The following is a 17,440-nucleotide window of genomic DNA, read 5'->3' as shown; positions in this document are numbered from 1 at the left end:
CTTCGATAATCTGCATGACGGAGTGAGCTTTTATGCCGCAAAAGCCGCTTGACAGTGAGTATGAGTGTGGTAGGCTGGTGGCCAGGCAGCAGCCCTCGTGGCTGCCTGCCTGTGCTGCCGGACTACCGCACTCATAGAGGCTTGCTGTCAAGTGGACTGTGGAATAAATGCGAACGAACCTAGTTCGAGAATGGCGTTTATCACAAGTGGCTCTTTACTCCGTGAAAGTGGCTCTCTCAAAGTCCGTGCAGATGGCTCTGACGAAACGGCATACACAATCATGTTTTTGTACTCGATCTCAGCGCTCTTCAGCTTGATCGACATAAGAAAATCTAAGAATGCACCGGTTTTCTCAAACTGGTACGGCTCTGCCTGAAAGCGGTTATTGCATTTTGTGCAGGCAAGATAGGGCTCGTTCTTTATTGTGAATTCATTCCTGTGACCTTGAAATGTATGGATCGAAGTCTCGCTGATCTCAAGTTTCAGAGGTGCATGGCAGTAACGGCACTCTTCAAGTACTTCTTTCATTTTTCTTCCCTCCATGGTAATAATATCGTTCCCGCAGGCTGTGAAAACAGCTCGGTCAGGTATTTCTCGGCATCAAGACCGTTCGCTTGTGCAGTTGAAATGACTGAATACAGTGCGGCGCTCGCTTTTGCTCCGTTGGCTGTGTTACTGAATAACCAATTGCGTCTGCCGACAGCAAACGGTCTTATTGCGTTTTCGGCTCTGTTGTTGTCGATAGGCACGTCTCCGTTTTCGAGAAATGTATACAGATACTTCCGTTCATTCAGCGCATATCTTACTGCATCTGTCAGCTTGCCCTTACCGCTGACCTGAACAGTTTCAAGCCACGCAAAAAACTCGTCAAGCAAAGGCTTTACCTTCACAAGGCGCTGTTCATATCTGTATTCTGTGGAGCTGTCGGCAAGCAGATTTTCTTCGTGATATATCTTGTTGAAATATTCTACTGCCTTTGCCGCAACAGAAGTGCTGTGCAGCTTTTGGTCGTTCGGAAGAGTCTGAATAAAACCACGCCTGGTATGAGTCATACAGCCGCACCGCTTCGCACTCTCGACAGCGTTGTAGGCATCATATCCGTCACAGACCAGATATCCGATAAAGCCTTTAAGGAAATTCGAGGGATGCTCGCCTTTCCTTGTGGGCTGATAATCGAAAATGATGATGTTGCGGTCGTTCATCTTGCCGTTGCAGTACACCTACATCCTCGATACCGATGTGGCTTTTCTGCCTTCCTCGTGAAGAACTTGCACTGTTGTCTCATCAGCGTGGATGATCTGTCCTGCGATAAGCATTTCATGCATTTTCTCAACGACCGGCAGACACCATTTTTCAGCGGCAGCACCTACCCAATTAGACATAGTCGCTTTTAGCAAAGGTATCTTTTTTTGGGAAATTTAAAAAAAGTCCTTTTCCTGACGGTGCAGAGGTACTGACTTTTGCATATTTTTCGTAGATGATATGAGCCAGAAGTTCGGGAGAGCAATAGCTTCCCGGGATCATAGCGTGAGGATATGGCGCACGGATGATATGACAAGGTTCGTCTCTTTCTTCGGGCTTTTCTCCGCACTCGGGACACTTGTATTTATGTACGATATGTCTGCGGATATAGAATTTGGCGGGTGAATATACAAGCTCATCATAAGCCTTTTCATCACCGATCTCCACCATTTTCGCGCCGCATATCTCACAGACGGGATCTTTGATCTCATGATGTTCCTCTTTAACAGGAAGACTGCTCATCCAGTCATCATAAGTTCGCTTTTTCTTGCGCTTGTGTTCGGGAACAGTTATTGTTCCATGCTCTTTATATACAGACTTTTCTTCTTTCCCGAACATCGATAGCTGAACACCGAATTCTTTCTCCATGACAACAGCTGTCTGCTCCGTTTTTCTTCCGAATATCTGCTTTCTGAACCATTCCAGCTGCTGGTTGGCAAGTGCTAGTTCTTCTTTGAGGACAGCATTTTCATTACGGAGTGATACTATTTCCGATGTCATATTTTGTTCGGACATAAAGCAACCCTCCGTTCGTGATGATACATCCATAATACCACGAAAAGAGGGGCTTTTCAAGCACATATTCTGAATATTCGGTAAGTATTGCCTTAATACAGCGCGCCCGGTTTTCCTTCACGGATAGCTTTCGGCTGTTCGATCTTCAAACCTTCTAAAAGCCAGCGAATTTGCTGAGATGTGAGCATTACAGCTTCTGTTTCACTGCGCGGCCACTGAAATCTTCCGTTGTCAAGGCGCTTGTACAGCAGCAGAAAACCATCGCCCTCCCACAGCAGACCTTTGATGCGGTCACAACGTCTGCCGCAGAACAAAAACAATGCTTTCGAGAACGGGTCAAGTCGAAGCTGAGCCTGAACGATAGTCGCAAGTCCGTCTATCCCGCGTCGAAGGTCGGTGTATCCCGTAACAAGATAGACCTGTGCGTCCGCTGCCAGATCATTCAGCATAGCTCATGCACCAAAGCGGTCAGAGTGTCCGCAGATATATCTGCCGGAAGAGATATTTGAAGTCCGTTTTTCTCAATGCGGATATTTTCGTTTGAGCAAGGAACTGATACAGGAACGATGGTCGGAGAATTTTCGATATACTTTTCACGCACTTTTCTTAGGCGGTTGTAATACGTGTTTGGCTTGATCCCATTTTCTTTGCACCATTCCCGGATCGTCAGACCGCTTGCCTGCTGTGCTTTGATCTGCGCAGACCATTCCTGAAGCTGCATTTCTTTTTTGATTGTTGTGATGGATGTTGTTTTGTCCATACCTGTTACCTCCTTGTCTAATCGTCTCCAATGAACTCCATGGATCAATTTGGATTATTCAATTTACTTCATGGTGTTGTTTGGAGTTTATTATACTTCATTAGACTTTGGTGAGGTAGGTGCGTGTGGTTATACGCTTACTGTCGGAGCTTTTTTATGTGCAGAAAAAGCTGTACCAAGATACCGTGTTAACCCGCGCATCAAAACACTTTACTTGAAGATATTATTGTGGTATAATTATCCAAGGACGGCAAACTTAGTAAACTGATATAACGATCACTCAGTTGCTTATCCGCTTGAATAACTGATACTGATCTGAAAGGTTGTGGACGATATAAAAGTATTTGATTTCGATAACACCCTATACCACGGCGAAAGTTCGGTGGATCTTGCGTTTTATATGATACGCAGAAACAAAAGGATACTGCTGTATGTACCATCGATACTGATAAATCTGGCTAAGTACAAGATGTGTCTTGTGGACAAGGAAAAAGCAGAACAAAGCATAAACGAATTTCTGAAAATAGCTGTCAAAGACAAGTACGAAGCTGCTGATATTGTAAAATGCTTCTGGAAAGAGAACAGCCACAGACTGGATAAAAATATGATAAAGCGCATAAGCAAGAACGATGTTATTATAACAGCAGGTCCTGATATGCTTATTGACGGCATAAGGGACAAACTAGGTAATGATAATATACTCAGCAGCGTTATCGACCCCGACAAACGTGAAATGATATATTTCAACTTCGGTGAGAACAAAGCCAGACGCTACAAAGAAATTTACGGTGACACCCCTATCGACAGCTTCTACACCGATTCATTCAATGACAAGCCCCTTATGAAGCTTGCTGACAAAGTATATATCGTCGAAAAAGGCAGACTGAAAAAAATGACTGAGCAAAGCAGAGCAAGGCTCTGAAAAACGCAATTCGTTCCGACCGATATCTGACTGAATAGATAAGATCCCCTAAAAGTTTATACGAAAAATGAGATCGTGTAAAACTCCGAGGGGATCATTTTTTTGACCACTGATTATCAGATAGTACTGTTACGGTAGCTGTTCGGTGTACTTCCCGTTAAGCGGCGGAACTGGCGCATGAAATACTTTTCATCCGTATAACCGCATTTGAAAGATATCGCAGGTATACCTATTACAGTAGACAGCAAAAGGTATTTCGCCATTGAGATACGGCTCATGATCAGATCCTGATGAAAACTTATACCAAAAATATCTTTGTAGGTTGCACGGAAATGACCATAACTCAGCTGAAAATCACGGCAGGTCTTCTGTGCATCCCATTCTTTCCCGGGCTCACAGTACATGGAGTTCCTTACCTGAAGATAGTCTTTATAGTATGCGTGATGACGTTTATCGGAAAGCTTTCCTATCTTGATATTGATATCTTCGCTGAGTCCGTATATACACTCATCGCTGCCATCATCCGCCGAGACCAGCCTTGATGCCATAAATAGAGTATCCAGTCCTCTTTCTCGTATATAAATCGGAGAATGGGATATGAGTATCTCCAGCTTATCCATGATAATTGCAATATCATCATCCGTCATTTCACCCCCGGCGGCAAAGCACAGTGGTGATATAGAAGTTTTTTCTCCCTTAATTCAGGTCGCATAAAATAGGCATTATGCGACCTTTTTTCAGCAATTACGAAGTATTTGCAATTTACCTGTTTCAACGGAAATCGTCGATACCGCAACATCAAAGCGGAAGTGTATCTCAATATCCTGCACACGCTTACCGCTGGACTTGTCGGGTTCGTGGACTACGATCTTGTCAACCAGTTCGTGCATGATCTCAGGCGTGAGCGTTTCGATATGCTCATACTTATGCACCACTTTGAGGAAAGCTGTCACATCGGAGGACTTCTTCTCTGCACCGTCAATCAGGGTTGTAAGCTCCGCAACGGTAGCTTTCAGCTTTGCCTGTTCGTCCTCATATCCAGCCGACATCATCGTGAAACGCTCATCCGACAGCCTGCCGAGAACATTATCTTCATAAAGCCTTGTAAAGAGCTTGTCCAGTTCGGTAATTCTCTTTTCTGCCTGCTTTAAGGTCTTTTTCGCCTTAGTAAGCTCCGAGGATTTACGCTGAACGGAATTGCTCATAGCCGTCTGAATAAACTCGTCCTCATTCTCACGCACCATCATCAGGAGCTTGTTAAGTTCACCGAGGACGATCTCATTCAATACGCAAGTGCGGATATAGTGGACGGTGCATTTATCCTGTTCCTTTGCGTATGTGGAGCATCTCATGTGTTCCTGTTCAGGACGCTCATTCTTGCGGCGGCTCAGGTACATCTTTTCTCCGCAGTCAGCACAGTACACCATTCCTGCGAACGGATTGACCGTCTGCATTTTCTGCGGTCTGCGCTTGTGCTTGCGAAGTTCCTGCACCAAGTCAAAGGTCTGCTGCGTGATGATAGGCTCTTGCGTATTCTCAAATATCTGCCACTCGTTCTGCGGATTGTAGACGATTTTGTGAACCTTGTAGGACTTCATCTTTGTACGGAAATTGACCGTGTGACCGCAGTATTCAAGCCTTTCGAGGATATGGGCAATCGTGTTTGCTCCCCAGCGGTATGTTTTAGCGTTGTGTCTGCCGTTGTCACGACCTTGCGATAATGCGTAGGCGGTCGGTGTTGGTATGCCTTGCTCCGTCAAAATCCTTGCGATCTGCACCGGACCGTAGCCGTCAATGCAGAGCTTGAAAATCTTGCGTACCACCTCAGCGGCAGGCTCGTCAATCACCCACAAATTCTTGTCGGTATCCGACTTCTTGTAGCCGTACACGGGCGGACACAGGTGCTTGCCCGACTGTCCTTTTGCCCTGAACACAGCACGAATTTTCTTACTGCAATCACGGGCGTACCAGTCATTAAAAATGTTCTTGAAAGCAAGCAGCTCATTCTCCGACTTTGCCGTATCGACATTATCGTTGACCGCAATGTAACGCACATCATAATCAGGGAACACCATTTCGATCAGCTCACCTGTTTTCAGGTAGTCACGACCTAATCGGCTCAAATCCTTAGTAATGACCGTAGCGACCTTGCCGTCCTCAATGTCAGCCATCATCGCTTTGAAGCCGTCACGCTCCCACGTTGTCCCCGAAACTCCGTCATCGACATAGAAAGTCGGGTTTGGAAAGCCGTTGTCCTCAGCGAATTTCTGCAAAATTGCTTTCTGGTTGGTAATGCTGTTGCTCTCGCCGTCGAGCATATCATCTTGGCTCAGACGGCAGTATAAAGCTGTTATCTTGTCTGTCATTTTAACCTCACTTTCCGACAGGATACAGCAAGCTATGATAATAGTTTAGCGCGCATTGCCGAAAAAGTCAATACGCACCAAGCTAAAATTTCACACAGCCTGCTTGTCCTGTTCCTGTTCATTATCACTGAGCATTTTCTCGCAGTCAGCCGTTATGAGCCTTGCGAGAATGTCGCTCAGGCTTTGCCGAAAAGCTGGGTTAAAGACGGTTTTCACTCTGTAAATCGTATGCCCGATATGATACTCGGACACACTTCCCGATACCGCAACAGCGGCAGTTGTTGTTTCATTCATAGCGAATTTTTCTCCTTTAGCTTGTCTGTTTCTATGCTTTTGGTTTGAGGGCTTCGCTTTATATCTCTTACCCTCATGGTTGTTGGTTGTGATTATAGCCGTGCGGAACGGCATTGCTGCCGTCCCTTACAGCTATCGTTTTGTTGTTGGTTATATTAAACCGTATACGGATTTTCGTTTTCAAAGAAGGAAGTCTGTCCGTCAGCAACATCACTGTCCGAGCTGTTGCCCGACTTGCTGTCTGCACCGTCAGAGCTATCGACCAGCCCCTCAATGTCAGCGTAGGACATTCCGCTGTTGGTCAGCTTACCGATCATCGTATGTTCCGCAGTCACAGCATCGAGAAGTGCCTGCCCCTCAGCACCGCCGTAAAGTTGTGCGAGCTTATCGTAGGTGTAGAGTTTGCTGTCCGTAATAATCTTACGGCGGCGCTCATAGGCTGTCTGAATAGAACTGTTCAGTTTGTTGAGCTTTGCCTGATTCTCAGACAGCACTTCGTCCATGACAGCATCAGCAGAGTTGTCAGCGACCTCACTCTTAGCTTTCTTGCTCATTCGCATCACCTCTTTTCGGTTTTGAGTATCGCAGGATTTGATTTAACCCCACGATAATATTATAGCAAATTTCGGAACTATCTGTCTATTCGCAGGGCGCATGAACTTTGTGCGCCATTAGAGTTTTCGAGTTCGTCAAGTTGTTATGGGGAAAATTTTAACGGCAAACTTTTCACAAGATTGCCGCCATCATTGCGCTGAAACTGCGCCGAGCCAGTTTACAATTTTGGAGATGATGATATTGAGAACATCACGCAGGAGCGTGAGTGAAGATGACCGCCGACCAAAGCGGCGTCGTAGATAAGTCGCTGTCGCTCCAAATTCGATGACGGAGCATCGAAAGCCTGAGCTGAGAGAAACGCTCAGGCGAGAAAATATGCGCCTAAGCGCAACAAAAATAACAAGCATAGTGGAATGCGCCGCACAGCGAGCGAAATTCCACCAATGCTTGTTGGGGACACCCCAAGCCCCGAAATGACCGCAAAGCGGTCAGAAAAATCGGCTAACGCCGAAATAAATACAAAGGAGACACCACTATGGAAACCGAGAAAAAGAAGCGGGGCAGACCGCCTAAACGCAAGGTTATGGAGTTCGAGGGCATGACCTATGAGGGAGCAATCAACAACGCTCTGGACAAAGAGGTCAGAGCCGAGCTTGACGATACCCTTGCACACAAGTCCGAGGACGAGCTTTCCAACGATGAACGCAAGTACCTGAAACGCAAGAGGGAGAAGAAGTCATACACGCTGAATGTTCGCTTTACGGAATCGGAAATGCAGGATATTCTTGCGAAGTGTGAGCAGTACGGCTATAAAAACAAAACGGAGTATATCCGTGACTGTGTTCGTGCAAGGGTTGATCTCACACCCGACCGCACCGAGATTGCTGAAACCAACAGGCTTATGAAGCGTATCGGAGCGAACATCAATCAGATACTTGTCCGACTTTACAGCACAGGTCACATCTATGCCGAGGATATTACCGAGATAAAGAGAGGGGTTAATGAAATTTGGCATACACTTCTATCCATTCAATCAAGGCAACAGACTGGGCGGCGCTTGACTACATCACCCGAAGTGATAAGACCATCAACGGCTTATATGTGCAGTCTTATTCCTGCCGAGCCGACAGCATCGGTGCTGCCGCCGACTTCCGAGCCGTCAGAGCAGGCGGCACAGAACGAACACAAATTCTCGCACACCACATAGTCCAGAGTTTCGCTCCTGATGAAGTGACACCCGAACAAGCCTTGCAGATCGGAGAGGAATTGTGCGACCGTTTCTTACAAGGCAACTATCAATATGTGCTTGCCGTTCACACAGACAAGTCCCATACCCATTGTCACATCATTTTCAACAACACAAATCTCTACAACGGGCTTAGTTTTACCTACGAACACAATCAAGGCAAGGTAAAGGACAGGTCATGGGCGCAGTTACGGGCTATTTCGGACGAGCTATGCAAGGAACACGGCATATCTGTAATTGAACCGAAAGCGAAAGGCGTATCTCATTTTGAACGTGATATGCAGTTGCAGGGCAAGTCGTGGAAAGACAAACTCCGAGCCAAGATTGCCGAAGTCGCATTTTACAGCAAGGACTTTGCAGATTTTCTCCGCAATTGTTCTGCAAGCGGTATCGAGTATGTTTACAAGCCACAGAACAAAGTCAAGCTGAAGTTCAGACTTTCGGGCGAGGGACAGCAGAAATTCACAAGAGCCGAAACGCTGGGCGAAGACTACACCGCAGAGCGAATAGCCGAGCAGATAGAGCAGATACAGAAAGCAAAGTCTGCTATGGAAAGGCTTGCTGAAAAGAAAAATCCCGAAAAGGCTGTTGCACCGCCCAAACCTACGGTCACACCCAAGACCGAGCCGACACCGACAGTTACCGCACCGACTAAGCCAACCAAGAGCAAAGGACTCACAAGCGAGGAATTCTTTGCACTTCTTGACGAGAGGTCAGCCGAGATCACTCCTGCACCCAAACCGACAACTGTTGCGAACGAACCTGAAAGCAATCTCAGCGTTATGACCGAGGAGGAATATATCAAAATCCTCAACGAGCAGGATAGGCAGGCGCAGGCAGAAAAGAAAGCAACACCACCTGCCGACCCGTGGGCAGAGATTCGTGGTATGGGCAGAGCCAATGAAATTATCGCAGACCTTGAATCGGGCGGTGTGACTTCATATCATGTGCTTGCGAGTTTCTTTTACAAGGGCGGTCACCCTGATGACCACACGGACGAACTTGCGGAGCTGAAAAAGAAATACACAGCTATCGACACACTTATCGCCAAGATGAAACACCGTGACGAGCTTGCACCTGTCTACAAGGAGTATCAAGGCAAATCGGGCTGGTTTCAGAGCCGTTTCAAGAAGAAAAACGCCGCCGCTATCGAGGATTATGAGGAAACAGCCAAGTACATCAAGGAGCATAGACAGCCCTATCTTGTTGACGGCAAACCGCCGACAATGCTTGACCTTTTGGAGAAGTCCAACAAGCTGAAATCGAAGTATAACAGTCTTCTCCCTGAACACACGGCATTTGTCACCAAGCGTGATACAGCGAAGAAGTATGTCCGACAGGTCAGAAACTATATGAACGAAGAACACAACAGGCGTGAGCGTGAGAAATACAGGCAGAAGAAGCTCACCCAGCAGAAAAACAAAAACTATCTGGAATAATGAAAGGATACGATAACATGAGCAAAATCGGATACATCAGAGTTTCCACCGAACATCAGGAGACGGCAAGACAGCAGGAGATCATGTGCGACTATCAGGTTGACCGCATCTTCTCCGAGAAGCTATCAGGAGCGAACACAGACCGCCCTCAGCTCAGGGCTATGCTGGACTATGTGCGTGAGGGCGATACTCTCTATATCGAGAGCATCAGCCGTCTCGGACGCTCCACGAAAGACTTGCTGAACATCATCGACACCCTGACGGAAAAGGGTGTTACCCTTATCAGCCACAAGGAGAAAATTGACACCGACACGCCTGCGGGTAAATTTATGTTGACTGTGTTCGCTGCACTCTCTCAGTTGGAGCGTGAGCAGCTTAAACAGCGACAGCGTGAGGGCATCGAGATCGCTAAGGCACAGGGCAAGTACACCGGGCGAAAGCCTATCCCCACCGACTGGACGAGGTTCGGGCAGCTCTATGGGGAATGGAAATCAAAGCACATCACGGGGCGTGATTTTATGCGGAGAATGGATATGTCGGCAAATACCTTTTACCGCCGTGTGCGTGAGTATGAACGTAAGCGTATAACCCCCAGCACCTACCCCACCGAAGTCTAATAAAGTATAATAAACTCCAAGGAACACCATGAAGTAAATTGAATAATCCAAATTGATCCATGGAGTTCATTGGAGACGATTAGACAAGGAGGTAACAGGTATGGACAAAACAACATCCATCACAACAATCAAAAAAGAAATGCAGCTTCAGGAATGGTCTGCGCAGATCAAAGCACAGCAGGCAAGCGGTCTGACGATCCGGGAATGGTGCAAAGAAAAAGGGATCAAGCCAAACACGTATTACAACCGCCTAAGAAAAGTTCGTAGAAAAGTATATCGAAAATTCTCCGACCATCGTTCCTGTATCAGTTCCTTGCTCAAACGAAAATATCCGCATTGAGAAAAACGGACTTCAAATATCTCTTCCGGCAGATATATCTGCGGACACTCTGACCGCTTTGGTGCATGAGCTATGCTGAATGATCTGGCAGCGGACGCACAGGTCTATCTTGTTACGGGATACACCGACCTTCGACGCGGGATAGACGGACTTGCGACTATCGTTCAGGCTCAGCTTCGACTTGACCCGTTCTCGAAAGCATTGTTTTTGTTCTGCGGCAGACGTTGTGACCGCATCAAAGGTCTGCTGTGGGAGGGCGATGGTTTTCTGCTGTTGTACAAGCGCCTTGACAACGGAAGATTCCAGTGGCCGCGCAGTGAGACCGAAGCAGTAATGCTCACATCTCAGCAAATTCGCTGGCTTCTGGAAGGCTTGAAAATAGAGCAGCCGAAGGCTATCCGTGAGGGAAAGCCGGGGGCGCTGTATTAAGGCAATACTTACCGAATATTCAGAATATGTGCTTGAAAAGCCCCTCTTTTCGTGGTATCATTAAAGTATCATCACGAACGGAGGGGTGCTTTATGTCCGAACCAAATATGACATCGGAAATTGTATCGCTCCGTAATGAAAACGCTGTTCTCAAGGAAGAACTAGCACTTGCCAATCAGCAGTTAGCGTGGTTCAGAAAGCAGATATTCGGAAGAAAAACAGAGCAGACATCTGTTGTTATGGAAAAGGAGTTCGGTGTTCAGCTTTCCATGTTCGGAAACAATGAAGAAAAATCCGCAGCTAAATCTGCCGAAACAATTACTGTTCCCGAACACAAGCGCAAGAAAAAACGCACTCACGATGAATGGATGAACAATCTGCCTGTAAAAGAAGAACATCACAAAATTGACAACCCGGTATGCGAAATATGCGGCGCCGAAATGGAAGAACTGACTCCCGAAAAGGCTTACGATGAACTTATATTTACGCCGCCAAAATATCATATCCGCAGGCATATAGTACATAAGTACAAGTGTCCCGAGTGCGGAGAAAAGCCCGAAGAAAGGGACGAACCTTGTCATATCATCCGTGCGCCATATCCTCACGCTATGATCCCGGGAAGCTATTGCTCTCCCGAACTTCTGGCTCATATCATCTACGAAAATATGCAAAGTCAGTACCTCTGCACCGTCAGGAAAAGGACTTTAATTCCAAAAACATACCTCTGCTCAAAGCGACTATGTCTAATTGGGTAGGCACTGCTGCCGAAAAATGGTGTTTGCCGATTGTGGAGAAAATGCATGAGATGCTTATCGCAGGGCAGATGATCCATGCCGATGAAACGACCGTTCAGGTGCTTCACGAGGAAGGCCGAAAGCCTACCACGACATCAAGAATGTGGGTCTACTGCAACGGCAAAATGAATGACAGGAGCATCATCATTTTCGATTATCAGCCGACACGAAAGGGTGAGCACGCCTCGAATTTCCTGAAAGGATTTATCGGCTATCTTATCTGTGACGGATACGATGCCTACAATGCAGTCGAGGGTGCTAAGCGATGCGGCTGTATGACTCATGCAAGGCGTGGTTTTATTCAGGCTCTTCCGAACGACCAAAAGCTGCACAGCACTTCTGTTGCGGCAAAGGCAGTAGAATATTTCAACAAGATATATCACGAAGAAAATCTGCTTGCCGACAGCTCCACAGAATACAGATATAAACAGCGCCTTGTGAAGGTAAAGCCTTTGCTTGACGAGTTTTTTGCGTGGCTTGAAAATGTTCAGGTCAGTGGTAAGGGCAAGCTGACAGATGCAGTAAGATATGCGTTGAATGAACGGAAATATCTTTACACGTTTCTTGAAAACGGAGACGTGCCTATCGACAACAACAGAGCCGAAAACGCAATAAGACCGTTTGCGTTAGGCCGAAAAAATTGGCTGTTTTCAAATACAGCAAACGGAGCCAGATCAAGTGCAACGCTGTATTCGATCATTTCAACTGCACAGGCGAACGGTGTTGATGCTGAGAAATACCTGACCGAGCTGTTTTCACAGCCTGCGGGGACGATATTATTACCATGGAGGGAAGAAAATGAAACTTAGTAATGAAGATGCAAAGCTGTTTTATGAACTGTTTTTTCCACTGCTTGACTATGTGAACAGAGAATATCATATACTTCCTGAGGAAGATTATTTCGGGCAAGGAATGATCGACCCACAGGACGCTGCGGAGGTTGCCCACTTTTATGGGAACGGACATGGATCATTGATGATTATCTTGAGCGATCGGATCTGCCCGAAGAACACATGGAGATACTTAAAAGCTGGAAAGGGTGCATCACCGGCAGATTTATCATTGAGCGACATTGGAAAAAGGGATCGGTATTTATATCGATCGATGACAATTCTGTTTTTCTTGTAAACGGCATTGTCAGCAGTTGGGAGGAAATGCTGAGAAATGCACCGATGCCAACTTTGCTTGATGCAGCGCTTCTGCCATTTAAAAATGCGATCATTTCCGATGGCCTGGTATCTGTTATGCCGATCATATTCGGTCCGAACAGCAAAGCTGATTTCAAAGAAATATACATGGACGCAAAGAGAAATGGAGAAATCAAAGCCAGAATATGATGTTACGGCCGGGTGTTATCTGCCCGGCTGTTTGCTTTTATGATGCGGGGGGTTATACGCTTACGTATGAACTCCGTCACGGCATCACCGAGCAGACCTCAGCTTGACCGTCAGACGAACGGAAAAGCTCCACATCACCGTCCGAGCCTGCGGAGCGGAAAACTAACCGCTGAAAAGAAAAAGCCCTCAGAAACGCTTACAGAGCGTTTCCGAGAGCTTGCGGTTATTCGTTTCAATAGGGTTTATGCCTGTTGTGGAATGCTCCACAATTCTGATTATGACTTGTGTGAAACGGAAATCAGGTGCGCCAGTAGGCTAAGGGTTATTGGAAATTCGTACTTTTTAGTAATCAGTTTCACAGAACTAAATCTCAATTTTGACGGCTTTGCGGTGACGGTTCGGGGGTATGCTCGTTCGCTGTTGCTCATATCGCCCAAAGGAAGTAGCAGCTGCTCGAAATAGTGTGCAGACCGGTAAGTTTGTAGTCTCGCAGCTGATTTTAATGGGGCTTTGCCCCGTACCCCACCATAAGGGGCGCACCACCGTGTGGGTGCCCCCCTTTGGAATCCCACTTCGCTGATGCGTATTTTGGTACGCTTTTCGGCGCGAAATTCGTGAAGTTTGACGAAATTGCTCATTTATAGAACCCTAATTTACTTTTTATTTTTAACATAAAGTCAATATAGGGCTTTATTCTATAAAAACCAGTACAAGTTGTTTCTACTATAATATTAGAATATTTTTTATCAAAAAAATCCTGCTTTTCTTTGTATAGTATCTTTATATTTGTTTTAAAAGAAATATCATCAATTAATTGATCTAAGCAATATATGCGTACATTACCAACTTCTTTTATACAATTAATTATATCGATCATTTGATCTAATCCTTGATTATAACAAATAAAACAACCCTTCAAAATAAAAGAAACAAAGTTTTCTTTTTCTACATAAATTTCTATATTTTTATAAATATAGTAACTATTAAATTCTTTTACTTTTAAATCCAAAATATTTGATACAGTATTGTTAAATTCATTAAGTACACCATCATTATCTGAATTGTCCATCACAACTTTGCATGAATAACTTTCAAATCCCATTTTACCATCATTACCTATATTGTTTTGGAACAGGCTTAAATATTTCTAATTGAGTTATTCCCAACTCGTTAGACTCTTCATATGATATTATTACATCAACTTTTACCTTTTCAATGCCAAGTTGTTGTGCCGCTTTTAATCGATTTCTATAATATCACCGTCATGGATTTTTAATTGAAAAAGCTTATTATTAGAGGAATATGCTTCAATTAAACCATAATATACTGTCCTGCATTCATTTAATGACTGCATAAACATGGAATAATCTATGCAAGCAAATCCATTACTCTTAATTTGCATTTTAACAAAAGTTGTTATTAAATCATTAGGTAATTCATAACAATCATAGTACTTATTTAATAATGCAATCTCGTATTGTTTAATTATAAAATAAGTATTTTTATTATCAATGGTAGAAATTGCATTTATTATATTGATGATCTTACTAGTATTAAAGTTACTATCATCTAAAGTAAATAGTATCTTTATCCCTCCCTATTAGTATATCGTTAATGCTAAATATTGAATACCTTTTTAAAAATAATGTACAAACAAATAATACATTACTCTTTTCATTCGACATACAACATTTAGAATTTACAAAGAATTACCTTAATCCGCAAAGTTCAATCAACAAATATGCGAAAAATACAGCAATATAACGCAGTTTATTAGCGATATAATAACTATTTGTGACTTCACCCAACTGATAACCTATAATTGTACTATGAAACAGTAAATTTAACGTTGAAATATCAATGCTTTTACTATTTTAATACACATGAACTTTGCAGATTCAGGAATTAGTTAAAATGGTGGATTTGGATCCATTCTATGATTGATTATTTTTCCATCTGGGAAAATAACATTATAAATCACTTCGTGCCAATGTGGTATTGTATGGACATCAGGATACCCATGATCGGTAAAATCGACCCAACCTATTTGCCTACCATACTCGTCATAATACTTTGTTTGGATAATATTACCGTATTCGTCGTATTTATTTAATGGTCCAGTTCCTGGCGTATTATATGTTGGCAGATGTTCATCATTCCCATAGTTATGCACCAAAACCGGCACATCACCAACAAAATAGGAATGGAAATCCTCAACCTCAAGATTATAAACCTTAACAGGCACATCAAGCTTTTCAAACTGCGAACCAGTAACAACAGCAATTGAACCGTCAAGCTGATAAATCTCATCACCAACAGCCAAGTCACCTGCGGCAACCAAACCCAGCCGACAAATTGTCTTTACAGTACCAAAAAAAGAGACGAAACTTTGAGATTATCTTGACCTGGGCAAATAGTTCTAATCTTATTATATTTTTTCGGCAATTAACCACATATTCAAATCATCATACCCGGTTATCTTTACTGTTACAATTTTATTTAACGAAAAATCGTCAATTTTTTTACACAATCCTGTTATATGATTTTGTTTAAGTATAATTCCTTGCGGATAAATGTAACACTGTTTCATATTTAAAAGTGTACCAATAGTCATAGATTCTTTTACTCTATTCCATTCAGGTCTACACGGAGCGGTATAGCCTTGCCAAACTTCCTCGAATTGCTCTTTTGTGAGTTTTAGAATCTCTCCTTCAGTTTGGCGAATGTCCACTTCTCCTTCTGCTAAACAATCATCAAAACATGATATCTCGAATATGGATGATTTTGAATGGAGTATTATTTCTCTTAAAGCTACATTTTCCTTATTTAGTTCCATGTAATATTTATCATCAGAGAATGAAATACAAATATATACCGTACTATCAACTCCCAACTTTACCCCATCGTATAATTCTTCCAGTCAAATCTAAAGAATCTTGATTAGGAATGACATATACTCCGTCACGTCCTTTTACAACGTTTAGTCCTTCAACTAAAATTTCTATAAAATGGGTATACTTGTATCGGTTTGGTCTGTGGATGAACCGAGACGCTAATTGTATTGGCGAATATTCATCTGGTAAAAGGTCTGATAAATATTGACCGTCACCAAATCTTGCATCATTTGGGTTGTTAGCTTTAAGCGAAGGTTTCAATTCATTTGATTCTAAAATTGCATTTTGACCCTTTTCATTTGTGTAATGGTAGAGCGTATTTGGAGTATCATCACTTGAACCACCATAATTATGCACCAAAACCGGCACATCACCAACAAAGTAAGAATGGAAATCTTCAACATCAAGGTTATAAACCTTAACAGGCACATCAAGCTTCTCAAACTGCGAACCAGTAACAACAGCAATTGACCCGTCAAGCTGATAAATCTCATCACCAACAGTTAAGTCGCCTGCAGCTACCCAGCCTCTGCCGTTTACATAGAATGGGTGATTTGTTGTTGTGTCTATGTCGCCGGCTGTTGTGTGAAGGTGGAGTATCTCTGTCTCATCATCGTGAACATATACTGTCAGATCTTCTTTAAGCTCTGTTTTTCCAGTGTATATGTCATACGCCCATACCTTGTCACCGACTTCTATCTCGTCGATTCTCTTCTGTCCGTCCTCAGTCGATACAAGTGTTTCTCCTGTAAAGCAGTTCTGATGCAGAGACATGAGTGAAAGCAGAAGCTGTATTGAACATACAAAAAATCATTCGCTTATCTATATTTTGCCATAAGTTTAATGTTTTGTCAAGTGGTTTGCAAAAAATTGCCGAGGTCAGTTTATTTTGACCTCGGCAAATAGATCGAAAATATCATTATACTTTTTCGACAATCAGCCACATATTCAAATCACAAATCATATCCATAATAATTTCGATATTGCTCATTGTTCTCTAACCAATCGGCAGCAGTTCCCATTGTAAAAATACAATGAGAATGATTATAACCGCATAGATATTCTCCATTTGAATCTATCAAATAGAACTCAATTGCTGCATAATCATCATAGAATTCAAAGAAAAGACTACTATCATACAATTCAACGTATTGTTCTTCATCATATCTAAAAAAAGCAACCGCCTTTTTCTCTTTGAAAAACTGCTTCAACCATTGCCATGAATCAACAGCATCAGCAGTAACACTTTCGCTGATTTTTAAATGGTCGAAAAGTGTACGTCCACTTTTTCTATTTTTATCAAGATATCGTTCATTTATATAACCTTTAATCTTTTCTTTCTCATCGTTTGATATAATTCGATAGCTAATATCACCTTTAACACAATATTCTATTAAATCTTCAATCATT

At 43.5% G+C, this 17,440-nt stretch carries 22 protein-coding genes and 1 pseudogene; 9 read left to right on the top strand and 14 right to left on the bottom strand.

The features are described from left to right. Positions 1–147 precede the first annotated feature (147 nt). The 5 genes and pseudogenes from RUMAL_RS07565 to tnpA (RUMAL_RS07545) all read right to left on the bottom strand — a co-directional run bounded on the left by RUMAL_RS07565 (position 148) and on the right by tnpA (RUMAL_RS07545) (position 2,797). Entirely contained in the window at positions 148–528 is a 381-nt protein-coding gene (locus RUMAL_RS07565; protein ID WP_013498151.1) for a hypothetical protein, read from the bottom strand. Next, positions 525–1,382: pseudogene (gene tnpC, locus RUMAL_RS22440) on the bottom strand (IS66 family transposase). The gene RUMAL_RS07565 and the pseudogene tnpC (RUMAL_RS22440) overlap by 4 nt, the downstream one beginning before the upstream one ends. Further along, on the bottom strand, positions 1,375–2,037 hold the full coding sequence (locus tag RUMAL_RS22435; RefSeq protein ID WP_043550705.1) for an IS66 family transposase zinc-finger binding domain-containing protein: 663 nt from the start codon (positions 2,035–2,037) through the stop codon (positions 1,375–1,377). Before RUMAL_RS22435 ends, tnpC (RUMAL_RS22440) begins: the two are co-directional and overlap by 8 nt. 92 nt (positions 2,038–2,129) lie before the next feature. Further along, positions 2,130–2,486, bottom strand: coding sequence for an IS66 family insertion sequence element accessory protein TnpB (gene tnpB, locus RUMAL_RS07550; RefSeq protein ID WP_013483393.1), 357 nt, complete (start codon positions 2,484–2,486; stop codon positions 2,130–2,132). Beyond that, positions 2,480–2,797, bottom strand: a complete 318-nt coding sequence (gene tnpA, locus RUMAL_RS07545) for an IS66 family insertion sequence element accessory protein TnpA (protein WP_013483392.1) — start codon at positions 2,795–2,797, stop codon at positions 2,480–2,482. Before tnpA (RUMAL_RS07545) ends, tnpB (RUMAL_RS07550) begins: the two co-directional genes overlap by 7 nt. 325 nt (positions 2,798–3,122) lie before the next feature. Here tnpA (RUMAL_RS07545) and RUMAL_RS07540 point away from each other — a divergent pair, with 325 nt between their 5' ends. Further along, complete coding sequence (locus RUMAL_RS07540; protein ID WP_013498150.1) at positions 3,123–3,719, top strand: haloacid dehalogenase-like hydrolase; 597 nt, start codon at positions 3,123–3,125, stop codon at positions 3,717–3,719. A 116-nt stretch (positions 3,720–3,835) separates the two neighbouring features. Here the strand turns inward: RUMAL_RS07540 and RUMAL_RS07535 are convergent, their stop codons facing one another. From RUMAL_RS07535 to RUMAL_RS07520, 4 genes are all read right to left on the bottom strand, one after another. Next, positions 3,836–4,366 (bottom strand): helix-turn-helix transcriptional regulator, encoded by a 531-nt coding sequence (locus tag RUMAL_RS07535; protein ID WP_013498149.1) that lies wholly within the window; start codon positions 4,364–4,366, stop codon positions 3,836–3,838. Positions 4,367–4,456: 90 nt separating this feature from the next. Further along, the gene (locus RUMAL_RS07530; protein ID WP_013498148.1) at positions 4,457–6,085 is read right to left on the bottom strand and encodes a recombinase family protein; all 1,629 of its coding nucleotides are present in this window, start codon (positions 6,083–6,085) and stop codon (positions 4,457–4,459) included. Between the two features lie 90 nt (positions 6,086–6,175). Then, positions 6,176–6,379, bottom strand: a complete 204-nt coding sequence (locus RUMAL_RS07525) for a transposon-encoded TnpW family protein (RefSeq protein ID WP_028504450.1) — start codon at positions 6,377–6,379, stop codon at positions 6,176–6,178. Positions 6,380–6,534: 155 nt separating this feature from the next. After that, on the bottom strand, positions 6,535–6,933 hold the full coding sequence (locus tag RUMAL_RS07520) for a hypothetical protein (protein ID WP_013498146.1): 399 nt from the start codon (positions 6,931–6,933) through the stop codon (positions 6,535–6,537). A gap of 536 nt (positions 6,934–7,469) precedes the next feature. On the opposite strand from RUMAL_RS07520, the gene RUMAL_RS22430 reads away from it, so the two are divergent. The 8 genes from RUMAL_RS22430 (at position 7,470) to RUMAL_RS21745 (ending at position 13,136) form a co-directional block, all read left to right on the top strand. Further along, on the top strand, positions 7,470–8,141 hold the full coding sequence (locus tag RUMAL_RS22430) for a plasmid mobilization protein (RefSeq protein WP_028504451.1): 672 nt from the start codon (positions 7,470–7,472) through the stop codon (positions 8,139–8,141). Next, positions 8,036–9,619 (top strand): relaxase/mobilization nuclease domain-containing protein, encoded by a 1,584-nt coding sequence (locus RUMAL_RS07510; RefSeq protein ID WP_242837770.1) that lies wholly within the window; start codon positions 8,036–8,038, stop codon positions 9,617–9,619. The genes RUMAL_RS22430 and RUMAL_RS07510 overlap by 106 nt, the downstream gene beginning before the upstream one ends. 17 nt (positions 9,620–9,636) lie before the next feature. Next, entirely contained in the window at positions 9,637–10,236 is a 600-nt protein-coding gene (locus RUMAL_RS07505; protein ID WP_013498144.1) for a recombinase family protein, read from the top strand. A 100-nt stretch (positions 10,237–10,336) separates the two neighbouring features. Then, positions 10,337–10,576, top strand: a complete 240-nt coding sequence (gene tnpA, locus RUMAL_RS07500) for an IS66 family insertion sequence element accessory protein TnpA (RefSeq protein WP_013498143.1) — start codon at positions 10,337–10,339, stop codon at positions 10,574–10,576. A 72-nt stretch (positions 10,577–10,648) separates the two neighbouring features. Then, positions 10,649–11,005: an IS66 family insertion sequence element accessory protein TnpB gene (gene tnpB / locus RUMAL_RS07495; protein WP_013483393.1), complete on the top strand. Its 357-nt coding sequence runs from the start codon at positions 10,649–10,651 to the stop codon at positions 11,003–11,005. A gap of 92 nt (positions 11,006–11,097) precedes the next feature. Continuing rightward, entirely contained in the window at positions 11,098–11,760 is a 663-nt protein-coding gene (locus tag RUMAL_RS22425; protein WP_050793274.1) for an IS66 family transposase zinc-finger binding domain-containing protein, read from the top strand. Beyond that, positions 11,688–12,608 carry an IS66 family transposase gene (tnpC, locus tag RUMAL_RS22420; RefSeq protein ID WP_242843411.1) on the top strand — a complete coding sequence of 307 codons (921 nt, stop codon included), beginning with the start codon at positions 11,688–11,690 and terminating at the stop codon, positions 12,606–12,608. The genes RUMAL_RS22425 and tnpC (RUMAL_RS22420) overlap by 73 nt, the downstream gene beginning before the upstream one ends. A gap of 204 nt (positions 12,609–12,812) precedes the next feature. After that, a complete protein-coding gene (locus RUMAL_RS21745; RefSeq protein ID WP_043550769.1) occupies positions 12,813–13,136 on the top strand; it encodes a hypothetical protein in 324 nt (107 codons plus the stop codon). A 634-nt stretch (positions 13,137–13,770) separates the two neighbouring features. On the opposite strand, the gene RUMAL_RS07475 is transcribed toward RUMAL_RS21745, so the two are convergent. The 5 genes from RUMAL_RS07475 to RUMAL_RS07450 form a co-directional block, all read right to left on the bottom strand. Beyond that, positions 13,771–14,238 (bottom strand): hypothetical protein, encoded by a 468-nt coding sequence (locus RUMAL_RS07475; RefSeq protein WP_013498142.1) that lies wholly within the window; start codon positions 14,236–14,238, stop codon positions 13,771–13,773. Positions 14,239–15,045: 807 nt separating this feature from the next. After that, on the bottom strand, positions 15,046–15,477 hold the full coding sequence (locus tag RUMAL_RS22055; protein WP_013498141.1) for a polymorphic toxin-type HINT domain-containing protein: 432 nt from the start codon (positions 15,475–15,477) through the stop codon (positions 15,046–15,048). Positions 15,478–15,564: 87 nt separating this feature from the next. Continuing rightward, positions 15,565–15,972 carry a hypothetical protein gene (locus tag RUMAL_RS07465; RefSeq protein ID WP_043550701.1) on the bottom strand — a complete coding sequence of 136 codons (408 nt, stop codon included), beginning with the start codon at positions 15,970–15,972 and terminating at the stop codon, positions 15,565–15,567. 46 nt (positions 15,973–16,018) lie between these two features. Further along, positions 16,019–16,804 carry an HYD1 signature containing ADP-ribosyltransferase family protein gene (locus RUMAL_RS21290; RefSeq protein ID WP_013498139.1) on the bottom strand — a complete coding sequence of 262 codons (786 nt, stop codon included), beginning with the start codon at positions 16,802–16,804 and terminating at the stop codon, positions 16,019–16,021. Positions 16,805–16,983: 179 nt separating this feature from the next. Continuing rightward, positions 16,984–17,439, bottom strand: coding sequence for a hypothetical protein (locus RUMAL_RS07450; RefSeq protein WP_013498138.1), 456 nt, complete (start codon positions 17,437–17,439; stop codon positions 16,984–16,986). Position 17,440 lies beyond the last annotated feature (1 nt).

The sequence above is a fragment of the Ruminococcus albus 7 = DSM 20455 genome, assembly GCF_000179635.2.
Lineage (GTDB): Bacteria > Bacillota > Clostridia > Oscillospirales > Ruminococcaceae > Hominimerdicola > Hominimerdicola alba.
Note: the sequence above shows the minus strand (reverse complement) of the source record. Positions and strands in the feature narration are given on the sequence as shown.

Bases quoted from the DNA above. Each gene is read 5' to 3' on its own strand.
- RUMAL_RS07475 (WP_013498142.1), bottom strand. From the start codon at position 14,238: ATGGGATTTGAAAGTTATTCATGCAAAGTTGTGATGGACAATTCAGAT.
- RUMAL_RS21745 (WP_043550769.1), top strand. From the start codon at position 12,813: ATGGAGATACTTAAAAGCTGGAAAGGGTGCATCACCGGCAGATTTATC.
- RUMAL_RS07520 (WP_013498146.1), bottom strand. From the start codon at position 6,933: ATGAGCAAGAAAGCTAAGAGTGAGGTCGCTGACAACTCTGCTGATGCT.
- RUMAL_RS07505 (WP_013498144.1), top strand. From the start codon at position 9,637: ATGAGCAAAATCGGATACATCAGAGTTTCCACCGAACATCAGGAGACG.
- RUMAL_RS22435 (WP_043550705.1), bottom strand. From the start codon at position 2,037: ATGTCCGAACAAAATATGACATCGGAAATAGTATCACTCCGTAATGAA.
- tnpA (WP_013483392.1), bottom strand. From the start codon at position 2,797: ATGGACAAAACAACATCCATCACAACAATCAAAAAAGAAATGCAGCTT.
- RUMAL_RS07530 (WP_013498148.1), bottom strand. From the start codon at position 6,085: ATGACAGACAAGATAACAGCTTTATACTGCCGTCTGAGCCAAGATGAT.
- RUMAL_RS07535 (WP_013498149.1), bottom strand. From the start codon at position 4,366: ATGACGGATGATGATATTGCAATTATCATGGATAAGCTGGAGATACTC.
- tnpB (WP_013483393.1), bottom strand. From the start codon at position 2,486: ATGCTGAATGATCTGGCAGCGGACGCACAGGTCTATCTTGTTACGGGA.
- RUMAL_RS07450 (WP_013498138.1), bottom strand. From the start codon at position 17,439: ATGATTGAAGATTTAATAGAATATTGTGTTAAAGGTGATATTAGCTAT.
- RUMAL_RS07565 (WP_013498151.1), bottom strand. From the start codon at position 528: ATGAAAGAAGTACTTGAAGAGTGCCGTTACTGCCATGCACCTCTGAAA.
- RUMAL_RS22425 (WP_050793274.1), top strand. From the start codon at position 11,098: ATGTCCGAACCAAATATGACATCGGAAATTGTATCGCTCCGTAATGAA.
- RUMAL_RS07465 (WP_043550701.1), bottom strand. From the start codon at position 15,972: ATGGAACTAAATAAGGAAAATGTAGCTTTAAGAGAAATAATACTCCAT.
- tnpB (WP_013483393.1), top strand. From the start codon at position 10,649: ATGCTGAATGATCTGGCAGCGGACGCACAGGTCTATCTTGTTACGGGA.
- RUMAL_RS22430 (WP_028504451.1), top strand. From the start codon at position 7,470: ATGGAAACCGAGAAAAAGAAGCGGGGCAGACCGCCTAAACGCAAGGTT.
- tnpA (WP_013498143.1), top strand. From the start codon at position 10,337: ATGGACAAAACAACATCCATCACAACAATCAAAAAAGAAATGCAGCTT.
- RUMAL_RS21290 (WP_013498139.1), bottom strand. From the start codon at position 16,804: ATGTCTCTGCATCAGAACTGCTTTACAGGAGAAACACTTGTATCGACT.
- RUMAL_RS07525 (WP_028504450.1), bottom strand. From the start codon at position 6,379: ATGAATGAAACAACAACTGCCGCTGTTGCGGTATCGGGAAGTGTGTCC.